The organism is Streptomyces barringtoniae, from assembly GCF_020819595.1.
GTDB classification, from domain to species: domain Bacteria; phylum Actinomycetota; class Actinomycetes; order Streptomycetales; family Streptomycetaceae; genus Streptomyces; species Streptomyces barringtoniae.
Genome location: NZ_JAJHNP010000006.1, coordinates 313,608 through 324,904, shown reverse-complemented (window position 1 = coordinate 324,904; position 11,297 = coordinate 313,608). Strand labels below are relative to the sequence as shown.

The 11,297-nt window shown below is 68.7% G+C and carries 8 protein-coding genes and 3 tRNA genes; 7 read left to right on the top strand and 4 right to left on the bottom strand.

Annotated features, from left to right (window positions below; all coding sequences use genetic code 11):
- Positions 1-94 precede the first annotated feature (94 nt).
- Complete coding sequence (locus LMU33_RS13100) at positions 95-1,534, bottom strand: FGGY family carbohydrate kinase (RefSeq protein WP_228620243.1); 1,440 nt, start codon at positions 1,532-1,534, stop codon at positions 95-97.
- Between the two features lie 72 nt (positions 1,535-1,606).
- Positions 1,607-1,912 carry a YtxH domain-containing protein gene (locus tag LMU33_RS13095; RefSeq protein WP_228620241.1) on the bottom strand — a complete coding sequence of 102 codons (306 nt, stop codon included), beginning with the start codon at positions 1,910-1,912 and terminating at the stop codon, positions 1,607-1,609.
- Between the two features lie 159 nt (positions 1,913-2,071).
- Between LMU33_RS13095 and LMU33_RS13090 the strand changes: the two genes are divergently transcribed.
- The 3 genes from LMU33_RS13090 (at position 2,072) to LMU33_RS13080 (ending at position 2,476) form a co-directional block, all read left to right on the top strand.
- A tRNA-Asn gene (locus LMU33_RS13090) sits at positions 2,072-2,144 on the top strand.
- 6 nt (positions 2,145-2,150) lie between these two features.
- Positions 2,151-2,223, top strand: a tRNA-Asn gene (locus tag LMU33_RS13085).
- A gap of 176 nt (positions 2,224-2,399) precedes the next feature.
- Positions 2,400-2,476 (top strand) — tRNA-Ile (locus tag LMU33_RS13080).
- Positions 2,477-2,554: 78 nt separating this feature from the next.
- On the opposite strand, the gene LMU33_RS13075 is transcribed toward LMU33_RS13080, so the two are convergent.
- The gene (locus LMU33_RS13075; protein ID WP_228620239.1) at positions 2,555-2,977 is read right to left on the bottom strand and encodes a hypothetical protein; all 423 of its coding nucleotides are present in this window, start codon (positions 2,975-2,977) and stop codon (positions 2,555-2,557) included.
- An 85-nt stretch (positions 2,978-3,062) separates the two neighbouring features.
- Positions 3,063-3,578: a hypothetical protein gene (locus LMU33_RS13070; RefSeq protein ID WP_228620238.1), complete on the bottom strand. Its 516-nt coding sequence runs from the start codon at positions 3,576-3,578 to the stop codon at positions 3,063-3,065.
- Positions 3,579-4,556: 978 nt separating this feature from the next.
- On the opposite strand from LMU33_RS13070, the gene LMU33_RS13065 reads away from it, so the two are divergent.
- The 4 genes from LMU33_RS13065 (at position 4,557) to LMU33_RS13050 (ending at position 11,109) form a co-directional block, all read left to right on the top strand.
- Positions 4,557-5,105: a hypothetical protein gene (locus LMU33_RS13065; protein ID WP_228620236.1), complete on the top strand. Its 549-nt coding sequence runs from the start codon at positions 4,557-4,559 to the stop codon at positions 5,103-5,105.
- A gap of 38 nt (positions 5,106-5,143) precedes the next feature.
- On the top strand, positions 5,144-5,749 hold the full coding sequence (locus LMU33_RS13060) for a hypothetical protein (protein WP_228620234.1): 606 nt from the start codon (positions 5,144-5,146) through the stop codon (positions 5,747-5,749).
- A 397-nt stretch (positions 5,750-6,146) separates the two neighbouring features.
- Complete coding sequence (locus tag LMU33_RS13055; RefSeq protein ID WP_228620504.1) at positions 6,147-10,223, top strand: SGNH/GDSL hydrolase family protein; 4,077 nt, start codon at positions 6,147-6,149, stop codon at positions 10,221-10,223.
- 109 nt (positions 10,224-10,332) lie between these two features.
- The gene (locus LMU33_RS13050; RefSeq protein WP_228620232.1) at positions 10,333-11,109 is read left to right on the top strand and encodes a hypothetical protein; all 777 of its coding nucleotides are present in this window, start codon (positions 10,333-10,335) and stop codon (positions 11,107-11,109) included.
- Positions 11,110-11,297 lie beyond the last annotated feature (188 nt).

Below are 11,297 nucleotides of genomic sequence, written 5' to 3'. Positions count from 1 at the left end.
CGGGTGGGGGCTGGTCGGTTGCCCCTGGCCCCTATCGTCGGACACTCCACCCGCGTTACCTCAACCGATTAATCCGGCGGACCGGCCGCTTGGGCTAAGAGCGGAACGCCCCCGGGTGGGTCTGCTCCCGCACCGCCGTGAACTGCTGGCGCACCGCCTGCCCCACGGCCAGCTCGTCGCCCGGCTCCAGCAGCTGCGCCGCCGCACCCTGCCAGGCCGGCGGGGTGCGCGGATCGAGGGTGCCCTGTGACACCCCGAGCGCCCAGGCCGCCTGCCGGGCCGCGCCGATCGCCGCGTAGTCCGCGGGCTGCGGTACGACGACCTGCGCGCCGAACAGCGAGGGCGCCGAGGCCTGTACGGCGGGCAGCTCGGCGGCCGGGCCGAGCAGGAAGATGCGCCGCACGTCCACGCCCCGCCCGCGCAGCACGTCCAGCGCGTCGCCGAGCCCGCACAGCATGCCCTCGAACGCCGCCCGCGCCAGATGCTCGGGCTTCATCGACTCGCGCCTGAGGCCCGCGAGGGTCCCGGCGGTGTGCGGCAGATTCGGCGTCCGCTCACCCTCCAGATAGGGGAGCAGGACCAGCCCGTGCGCGCCCGGTGTGGACTTCATCGCCAGCTCCGACAGGCTCTCCAGGTCCGGCAGCCCGAGGAGTTCGGCGGTCCCGCGCAGGGCCCGTACGGCGTTCAGGGTGGTCACGACCGGCAGGTGCATGCCGGTGGCGTCGGCGAGCGAGGTGATCATCCCGGACTGGTCGGCGAGCGCCTCGGGGTGCACGGCCATCACGGACCCGGAGGCACCGAGGGACACCACCGCGTCCCCGAGCCCGATCCCGAGCCCGAACGCGGCGGCCATGGTCTCCCCGGTCCCGGCGGAGATCAGCAGCCCCTCCGGGGTCGTACCGGCCGCGTCCGACGGGCCGATCACCTCCGGCAGCATCGCCTGATGGCCGAGCGCCAGCTCGACCAGGTCGGGGCGGTAGGCGCCGGTGGCCGCCGACCAGTACCCGGTGCCGGAGGCGCCACCGCGGTCGGTGGTCCTGCGCACCGGCCGCCCGAGCAGCTGCCAGACCAGCCAGTCGTGCGCCTGGAGCAGTACGGCCGTCCTGCGGGCGTTCTCGGGTTCGGTCCTGGCGAGCCAGCGCAGCTTGGTGACCGGCTGGGCGGCCTGCGGCACACTGCCGACGGCCTGCGCCCAGGCCTCCCGGCCGCCGAGCGCGTCGATCAGGTCCGCCGCCGCGACCTGCGCCCGCTTGTCGCCGCCGACCAGTGCCGGGCGCACGGTGTTGCCCTGGGCGTCCAGCGGGACCAGCGCGTTCTGCTGGGCCGACACGCCGATGGCCTGCACGCCCTCGAGGAGGCCGCCGCCGGCCGCCTCACCGAGGGAGAGCAGCCAGGCCTGCGGGTCCACGTCGCTGGGGCGGCCCTCCGTCGGATGCGGGGCGTACCCCTGCCTTAGTACGGCACCGGTGTCCGTGTCGCAGACCACGATGCGTGTGAAGTCCGGTGAGCTGTCCAAGCCGGCGACTATCCCCATGCCCTGAATTTTGCAGCATTCCTGCGGATGCGGTGGCCGAGGGCGTCCAAGGGAGTGGGGATGCGTGTGCCGCTACGTGTTGCTGGTGCCCCAGTCATCCTCCGGCGTGCCGTTCAGGTTCCGCTCGCGGAGGGAACGCACGCGCTGGGCGACGGTCTCGGGAACGCGGTCGCCGACCTTGTGGCTGACCGTGTGGAAGGCCTTGCCGGCGTACCGGCGGCCCTGCTGGGCGGCGGTCTCGGCCGTGTTGCGGACGGCCGGGTTCTGCGCGATCCGCCGAGCGGACTTCTTCAGCTGCTCGTAGCGCTCGCGACCGGCCCTGGTGCCGAGTACGTAACCGAGGGCCAGTCCGGCGACGAACGTGAGCCGGTAGCGCATGACTGCCACCCTTCCCTTGCCTGGGTCTGCTGGTGCGACGTGGGCGCCGGGGGAACCGATTGGCGGAGCACCCCCCTGCTTGCGCTAATGTATGTGTCGCAGCGAGCGCCCGCCCCCTGGCGAATACCCAGGTAGGTACGTTCGATGCAATCGAGGCGATCCTCCGTAGCTCAATTGGCAGAGCAGCCGGCTGTTAACCGGCAGGTTACTGGTTCGAGTCCAGTCGGGGGAGCTTCGGTCCTCCGTAGCTCAATTGGCAGAGCAGCCGGCTGTTAACCGGCAGGTTACTGGTTCGAGTCCAGTCGGGGGAGCGCTTGAACGAGGACCCCTTGGGGGTCCTTTTTCATGCCCGCGGGAACCGCCGTGCCTGCGTCGATGTCCTCAAGGTCATGAGCAGCGCAGAAGCCGACCATCCTGAAGCAGGAGATCGTATGAGCGGCTATGCTGCGGCAGCAGGCGCGCACACTTGTACGCGACACGCCGCTATGGGGCGGTAGCTCAGCCGGTTAGAGCAGCGGACTCATAATCCGTCGGCCGTGGGTTCGAGTCCCACCCGCCCCACCAGGAACCGCAGATGCAGAAGCGTTTCTACCTGCGGCAACGGAGAAGGAGGGTCACCACGCCCGGCGTGGCGGCCCTCCTTCACCCCCTCAGACCAAGATCCAGGGGACACGCCGGGGACACCGGACAGACCCGTCGGCAGCGCCCAGCCGTCCAGGGCGGGGGCCTCGGACCGGCGATCGTGAAGCGTGTGAGCGAGAAGTCGGCTTGCTGCTTCTCGCGGTACCGGTCGCAGACGTTCTCGGCCCGGACCAGTGCCAGGTCCTCGGCGGCGCGGTGATCGCCTATCCACCTCACGGCCGCGTCGGCGGCGTCGTCCTGGCCTCGGCGGGCGAGGGTGATCATGCCGAGGAGATCGGCGTCGGGTTCGGTCCGTGCTCCAACGGCCCAGATGGCCCCTGAGCGCCGCACGCGGTGGGCGAAGAAGACGGCGATGTAGCCCTGCCGGGCCGTCTCGGGGATCTCCAGCGGGGTGCGTACCTGGAACGCCTCCACCGTGCCCACCGGCCAGCGGGTCGGTCCAGGTGCCGTCCCGGCGCACGCGCAGGGAGGGACGCGGCGTGCGCTGCTCCGCGTCCCTCCCTGCGCGTCAGCCGTGGACCAGGGGCGAACCCTTGAGTTCCTTGGTGACCGGCCCCTTGCCATCACCCGCGACGTCGTAAACGACGGTCGAGTCCGACGACCACCACACGTCACCGTCGTAAAGCTCCGACGGTACGGTGCACGTGCTGACCGGCTCGTCGAGGAACCACGTGTAGTGGTCGTTGACCAGCTTGGTCAGGTCACACGTCTTGGTCGCATCGATCGCATCCGGGCTGTCTTTGCCAGGACGGCCCTCGAGTCTCGTGATGATCACGAAGCTGGTGAACCGCTTACTGAGGTCCACCACCTGATCGTCGAGAATCTGCCAGCTCACATGTGACGTCGCGGAGATGCGCCCGTTGACCAGCTTGGCCTCGTTCGCCACGTAGTACGTCGTCTCCGGCCTCTTGTCCGGGAAGGTGACGGTGAAGTCGCTGGTGTTCGTCACAGCCGAAGCCGGCCCCGCCAGCGCGAGTGTGCCGGCCGCGGCCAGGCACACCGCAGCGATGAGCGTCTTGCGCATAGAACGTCCCTTTCTCAGGTGCGATTGATCTGGAAGATGCCGGCCTTGTCGGTCCAGCCCCCGCCGCCCGGGTACGGCAGGTCTTGGAGGCCGGGCCTTCCCTCGGGCACGGCGAGCCGGCGCTGACGGTCCTTCAGCGGCCAGGAGTGGAAGTCCAGGACGGTGCCGACCCGTAGTGGGGTCCCATGGGCCGAGTCAGTGGAAGACCGAGCTGAGCCGGCCGCGGAACCCGCCGTCGCCCAGGTTCTTCTCGCCGTCGCTGGAGAACTGCAGCCGCCTGCCTTTGTGGCGCGGCGCCCGATGCTCGGGCCTGTGTGGTCGGCCGCCTTCAGCTGTGGCGTGAACGCGTTGGTCAGCCGCGTTCGAGAGCGAGCGGGGTCACTGTAAGCAGGCGAGGGATGGGAGACGCAAGAGACAATCCGCGGACCGGGACTCCCGGTTGGCGTGAAAGCGATACCTCAGTCAGGCGAGCCGACGCCCTGGTTCTGTGCAGTTGTGGCGAAGCTTTCGCGAAAACCCATGGTGCACGGAAGTGTTGGTGCAATCTAAGTAGGCTGAAAGTAGGCCCCGTGAAGCCGTCTCTCGAGCAGCTGGGCCCAGTCTCACTCATGGGCGGCCCACCCGGGGTGCTCCCGGTTTCCTCCGCCGGCCACAGATGAATTTCCGCCATTGGTTGGCGTGGGCCCCGGGCTCCGTTTCTCGCAGCAGACGGATGGGGCACCTGCGTGCTCCCTGATTCCGCTTACCTGTCGGCGGGCATCATCCCGTGGTCATATCGAGTCTTATGGCCTTGCGCCTGCTGGTGACTGTGTGCTTAGAGTGACGCCCTGCTCCCGATCAGTTGGGGAACTGCCTGCCCGCATCGTTCGGGCGGGACGGGGGCGGACGACCAACACACGCTCAGCGCAACGGGGACCACACACGCGCGTGCCGCAACGGGCTGGTCCCCTTGTGCCTTCAACACGGGGGAACTTCGCCATGCGTAAATGGCTGCCTGCTCTTGCCCTGTCCGCAGCTTTCGCCACTTCGGTTCTGGCAGCTCCACAAGCCCTGGCCGAGGGCTCGAAGCCGGTTACCGAGAAGGTGCCCGGCACCAGCGTCGCGTTTTCACCGAGTGCGGCGCACAATCCGCAGACGCGTGCCCTCGCGGCGGCCAACCCCGCAGCGGTACAAGCCGGCGGCTTGTTGTGCGGAAGCGGATACAAGCTGGCATTGGTAGAGCCCCTTCCGGATTCACGCCGGTTCGGAACCCTGTTCACGTACATCAAGGAAGTCACGCGGCCGGCGAAGTCGGGGGCATGTGCCGTGTTCGACAACAACCTCGGGGCCAAGAAGCACATGAAGCTGAAACTGTGCTGGACCACGTGCAAGGTTGATGAAGGCTCGTTCTCCGACTACGCGGGTCCCGTCAAGTACGAGAGCAACGATTCGGACTTCCAACCCCGCTGTGCCGTGGTGAACGCCCTGATGTGGTCGGGCGACGTCGCGATCATCGACCGTCAGACCCACGTCGACGCCTGCGACTGACCATCACCCGCTCCTCTCTTGCTCCGAGGCAGACATCCATGTCCGTGCGCACGCCGGTGTCCCGTCGGCTCCTCGTCCTGCTCGTCGCGGCCGGGGCGATGACCGCCGCGTGCGGGCGTGATCAGGAAAGCCATCAGCCGGCCACCGCAGCAGTCCAGGACTCATCACCGGCTTCCGTCACGCCGTCGGCTGCTGCGAACCCGTCAACCGGCACTCCGGGGCCTGACAGCACAGAGGCGGCCAGACAGAAGGCGGAAAGGGAGCGCAGGCAGGCTGCACCGCCTGGAGTGACCATCACGCCGTCCCCGGTGACCGGCATCGCCAAGGGCAGCGAGCACTTCGGAACTCCGCTCATCCGCCAAGGAGACGTGACCGTCTACACGGCCAAGCGGGCCAAGGATGGGCTGACGGTGCCCGTGGAGGTGGTCAACAGCGGGACCAGGCGTGCTTTCTACCGATTCCGTATTCGGGTAACGGGGTCGGGCGGTTTCGATGCCACGGTCAGCGCCTCGATGGACGTCGTCGGCCTGTATCCGGGCACTTCGTGGCCGACTGAGCTGACGGTGAGCGACCCCGGTCACACGCCTCCCGCGCATCCGCACATCACCATCGAGAGCGTCGAGCGGAACGAATACAAGTCCTAGAGAACGGCGCCCTCGGCTCTCTTCCCAGCCACCACCCGGAACGGCCTCTTCGCGCCGGCTGTTCGGTGAGTGGGTCCGGGGCGCGACTGGCCCCATACAGGACGTCACACGCTGATGCGTGCCTCCGTCCATGGAGGCCGGCACCGACGGCGCCTCTCGGGACGCCGCCCACCCCCGCCACTCTTCCGGGGCAAGCGGACCCGGCTGTAGAAAGCCGGGTCCGCCGTCCGCCATTGCCGCCTCCACCGCCGGCCAACCCACTTCGCACTCGCGTCCGTCCTGTGGCCCTCTCGCCGGGGGTGGGCGGCCGAGCCCTGCCCCGACCAGGCAGGGGGCACCTCTCAACCAGAAACGGGGAAGCTCTCTCTTGAGACGCAGAAAAAGAGCCCACGTGCCCATGGCTGCCCTGGCGGCCTGCGCCGCCTTGACCGGCGGCCTGCTGCAGGCAGCGCCTGCCGCTGCCGCGCCGCGCCCCGGCCACGGGCAGGAACACGGCACACCGGTACCACCGGCACCGCCCACCGGCATCGCGCATCCGGACGGCAAGCTTGGCAAGGGCTGGAAGAGCAGCGGGGACCGCGCCGTGACCGCCGCCGCCGACACGGGCGGGCTGAAGATCCTCGTGGCGGACAGCGGCAAGGCGTATGCGTGGAAGACGGCCGCCGAACTGTCCGAGCCGGGTATGACGGCGGACTCGTGGATCGGTAACCAGTGCGTGATGGACCGCGACCACGTCGCGGCCGTGTACGCGCCGCGCACCTTTACGAACAAGCCGGACCTGATGCAGGGCGGCGCGTTCGCCGCCATCGTCGACACAGCCACCGGGCATGTGACGAAGCTGCCGTTCACGGTGTCGCTGGCGTACTTCGACCCGTCCTGCAACACCCGGACGCGCACAGCCGCGTTCACCGCCTTCCGTGACGTCAACGACCCGGCCCTGACGAAGACGCGTGTGGTGACCGTCGACACGGTCGGAAAGTCCCTGGGCAGGGCGGCCCTCAAGGGTGAGATCACCGGCGCCGTACCGGTCGAGGACGGGACGGTGGCGGCGCGCGGCCACAACCTGGTGCACATCGACCGTGCCGGCACGGTGAAGGACCTCGCCACCGGGGACAGCGTTCCGTTCGACATCCGTCCCGCACAGGACGGCAAGATCGCCTTCGTCGACCGCAAGGACACGAAGACCGCGCAGGCGAAGGTGTGGTCCGGGCACGGCAGGCCGGCCCTCGTCGCCACCGGGAAGCTGGGCGACCTCGATCTGATGCCGGGTGAGGCGGGCCGGGTCTTCCTCACCGGTCACCCCCAGGGATCCGCCAAGGTGCGGGACACCGGCATCACCCGCCTCAACGCCCCCGCCGACACGGACATCTCCACGCGAGGACGCCTCGCCGTCGAACCGGTCCTCACACCGGGCATCCGCGCGGGTCTGGCACACATCAAGAGCGCGGGCAAGGGGTTCACCAGGAACGAGCCCACCCCGCACGACACCAGGCCGACCCCTGAGACCGTGGCCGGGGACCAGCCCGTGACCGTCACCAGCACGGCCACCGCCACCGGTGAGAAGGTCACCCAGTCGGTCGCGGACACGACAGCACCGAGCGGGAAGAACCCCAGCCCCGCTCTCCCCATCACGGGCGGCAGGGGCAAGGGGTCCTCGGTTGCGCGGGTCAACGACCCCACCACGGCAGTGGACCCGCGGGACACCGACCGCATCTGCGCCATCTCCCGCAACGACGTCAACGCGCAGGCGCTGCAGCCGACGCCGAACCAGGTCGAGTGGGCCGTCGACATGGCGGTACGCGGCCAGCTGCGCTCCCAGTACCTGCGGCAGGGCGGCTACCGCAGCCAGAGCGGCCTGGGCACGATCGACCCCCAGGGCCTGTTCTCGGTGCCGAAACTGGCGGGTGGTGACGGCAAGGGACGCATCCCCGCGAACGTGCTGCTCGGCATCATGGCGCAGGAGTCCAACCTGTGGCAGGCCGAAGGCGGTTCGGTCCCCGGCCAGATGGGCAACCCGCTCGCCGCGATGGACGGCTACTACGGCCGCAAGGCCGTGGAGAACGACCCGGACGCCTACTGGAAGATCCACTGGGACAAGTCCGACTGCGGGTACGGCGTCGGACAGGTCACCGACGGCATGCGCCTGGCCGGCCACGAGAAGACGGACGCCAACGGGCACAAGGAGAAGGCGCTGGACCCGGGCCTGCAGAAGGCCATCGCCGTCGACTACGCCACGAACATCGCCGCCGCGATGCAGATCCTGGCCGACAAGTGGAACGAGGTCCATTCCGCCGGGCAGACGGTCACCGTCAACAACGACGACCCGGCCATGGTGGAAAACTGGTTCACCGCCGTGTGGAACTACAACCTCGGCTTCAACCCGGCCGCGGATGCGGGCAAGAACGCCGGCCACTGGGGTCTGGGCTGGTACAACAACCCGGCCAACCCGCTCTACAAGAAGAGCTGGGGCCACCCGTTCATGGACACCGACGTCGACGGCCCCACCGCGAACAAGGACGCCGCACATCCGCAGGACTGGCCCTACGAGGAGAAGGTGATGGGCTGGGCCGCCTGGTCCATGGACACCGGCTTCTCCTACGGCACCGACGGCAAGCAGGACTGGCCCGGCGACTCCGGGTACAACACGGCGGGTTTCCAGCCCGCCTGGTGGACCAGCAAGGACTACCGCAGCCATGTCTCCCCGCCGCTGGACACGTTCTGCAACACCAAGAACAACTGCGACCCGAACGTTCCGCCGAACTGCCCGAACATCGACTGCTACAAGCAGTACTGGTGGAACCAGCCCAACGTGACGTGGAAGGACGACTGCAAGCTCACCTGCGGGCACGAGAACATCAAGTACCAGACGCTGATCTCGGAGCCGGGACAGGGGCATCGTCTGCAGGACGGCACCCCAATCTGCACCGGCGCCCCCTCCGGGGCGAAGGTCGTGGCCTCCGTACCGGACGGCACACCGACATGGTCCGACTGCGGCAACACCAGATCGGCGGGAACCTTCGGCTTCCGCTTCTTCCCTGACTCCGACGGCCACTACGAGGGCAAGGAGGACCTGCACCAGGTCGGCGGCGGATACGGCGGCCACTACTGGTACGCCCACACCCGCAACGCGGACCACCTCGGCGGCGACGGCGGCCCCATGGCCATCAACGGCGTCTGGACCCTCGGGCAGAATCTCGGCTGGGCACGGATCCTGGTGCATCTGCCCGACACCGGCGCGCAGACCAGGCAGGCCAAGTACCACGTCATCAACACGGACAGCACGAGCCCCGAACGGTCCGTGCAGCAGCGCGCGGGACGCTGGGTGAGCCTGGGCGCGTTCCACTTCACGGGGCGGCCCGCGGTCATGCTGTCGAACGTCACCGACGACGGTACGGCCGACGAGGACATCGCCTGGGGCTCGGTCGCCTTCCAGCCGTTGCCGGGCAAGCCGAAGAACGTGGTCGTCGCCATGGGTGACTCGTACTCCTCCGGCGAGGGCGCCTCCGAGGGCGACCGGGACTACTACCCGGAGACCAACTACCGCAGCAAGCTCGACGACAACGCCCGCAACGCCTGCCACCGCTCCACCCAGGCGTGGTCGCGCCAGGCCACGATGCCCGGTGCGTCGCAGTCGATCGGCCGGCTGGACGACTCACTGGACCCGAGCATGGACTACCACCTGATCGCCTGCTCGGGCGCGCGCACCTACAACGTGCTGCCCAAGAAGGTGGACGACAGCGCACTTTCGAAGGGTGAGAGCCAGAACGGCGAGGAGCCCCAGCTCGACAAGGGCTATCTGGACCAGAACACAACCCTCGTCACGATCTCCATCGGCGGCAACGACTCCCGGTTCTCCCAGATCATCCAGAAGTGCCTTCTGTCCGTCGGCAACGGCAGTTGCAAGGGCGAGACGTTCGACAAGACGGACGACAGCGTCAACGGACGGGACGAGCAGTTCCGCGGACAGCCGCTGGAGACGGCCGTGCCGGGCCTCATGAACCAGGTCGTCCGGCCGGACATCACACGGGTCCTGAGAGAGATCCACAAGAGGGCGCAGAACGCGAAGATCGTCCTGATGGGGTACCCGCCTCTGATCTCCGACAAGGGATCGTGCCTGAACATCGGCTTCAGCGGCATGGCCATCGGCCTGTCCGAGGCATCCGCGGCCTGGCTCGACGACACCGCCGACACGCTGGCGGCGGCGATGCAGGGCGCGGCCGACGACGCCAAGGCCTCGGGCATCAATGTGTGGTTCTCCAACCCCAAGAGCGACTTCGCGGGCAAGGGCGTGTGCGGTGATCCGGAACAGGTGCACGGCATCGTCAAGACGCTGGTGAAGTCCGACGAGCCGATCAAGGACTGGCCGCTCATCAACCAGTACGGCCTGTCGGCCCAGTCGTTCCACCCGAAGATCGGGGGCGCGCGCCTGTACGCGAACGCTCTCGAGCGCACGATGGCAGGCATGAGCCTGTAGCCGTCTGAGTACGGGTACTCATGCCCGGCCCGGCCGTCCTGGTGCACAGTGACGGCCGGGCCGGGCGTACAACGACGGAGAGGCGACTGTCGATGAGAGGCGGACAAGCATGAGGGCCTTCGCGCGGCGTGCCGCCGGCTCGAAGAGCGTATGGGGATCGCTGGCGGTGGCCGTCCTGCTCGCCGTCTCGGCCTGTTCCACCACCCCGGACCGTGCCGTCAGCGACAAGCAGCTGCGCAAGCTCGGGGAAAGCGGCCAGGCCGTGCAGGCCCGGCAGCGGGCGGAGCAACAACTCCGGGACGTGGCACGGGCGTACGCGGACCGCACGCCCCTGTCGCTCGGCCTGATCGTGGTACACGACGTGTGCGTGCCCGGATCAGGACCGGGCTGGTTCTTCCAGCAGAAGACCGACAACTACAAGATCGCCTGCTCGATGAACGTCACCGCCTACTACGGCGCCGACCCCAGGCACATGGGCGACACCCTCGACGCGATCCTGACCGCCGGCGACCACGCCCGTTCCGAGCCGGCCGGATCCAAGAGACCCATACCGTTCACGCACGACGACCACGGCAAGCGGCTCGTCGCCTACTACCGGGGGCACGGCCCGAACCCCCAGGGCCCCAAGGCCCCGGAACCGGCCATGATGGCCGTATCCGGACAGATACTGACCTGGGACACGACACGTGGCGGCGCCCCGGCCCGGCTGGTCGAGGAGCCCTACGCCGGCCTCATCGACGATCCGCCGGCGTCCCGCGTGGTACGCGACCCGAAGACCGCCACGGTCGCCGCCATCCGGAAACGGTACGGCCTGGTATTCAAGCTGGAACTCCGCTACAGCCACTACTACGGGGTGCTCAAGAACGGCCGGACACGCACGGAGTGAGTTCCTTCCTTCTTCGAGAAAGGCGTGGCCCCACTGGGCCACGCCTTTTCGCAGCACCCGGAGCACGGTGGATGGGCTGCTCGCCCGGGTCGTGGAGTCCACCCGGCTCACCGCCACCGGCACCGCCTGGGGCGAGGGCACGCCGATGGGGCTGCTGTACCGGTCCGTGCACGAACCGCCGGACCTGG

Coding starts and splice junctions, on each gene's coding strand:
- LMU33_RS13095 (WP_228620241.1), bottom strand. CDS start 1,912: ATGCGCTACCGGCTCACGTTCGTCGCCGGACTGGCCCTCGGTTACGTA.
- LMU33_RS13070 (WP_228620238.1), bottom strand. CDS start 3,578: ATGCGCAAGACGCTCATCGCTGCGGTGTGCCTGGCCGCGGCCGGCACA.
- LMU33_RS13055 (WP_228620504.1), top strand. CDS start 6,147: ATGGCTGCCCTGGCGGCCTGCGCCGCCTTGACCGGCGGCCTGCTGCAG.
- LMU33_RS13100 (WP_228620243.1), bottom strand. CDS start 1,534: ATGGGGATAGTCGCCGGCTTGGACAGCTCACCGGACTTCACACGCATC.
- LMU33_RS13060 (WP_228620234.1), top strand. CDS start 5,144: ATGTCCGTGCGCACGCCGGTGTCCCGTCGGCTCCTCGTCCTGCTCGTC.
- LMU33_RS13065 (WP_228620236.1), top strand. CDS start 4,557: ATGCGTAAATGGCTGCCTGCTCTTGCCCTGTCCGCAGCTTTCGCCACT.
- LMU33_RS13050 (WP_228620232.1), top strand. CDS start 10,333: ATGAGGGCCTTCGCGCGGCGTGCCGCCGGCTCGAAGAGCGTATGGGGA.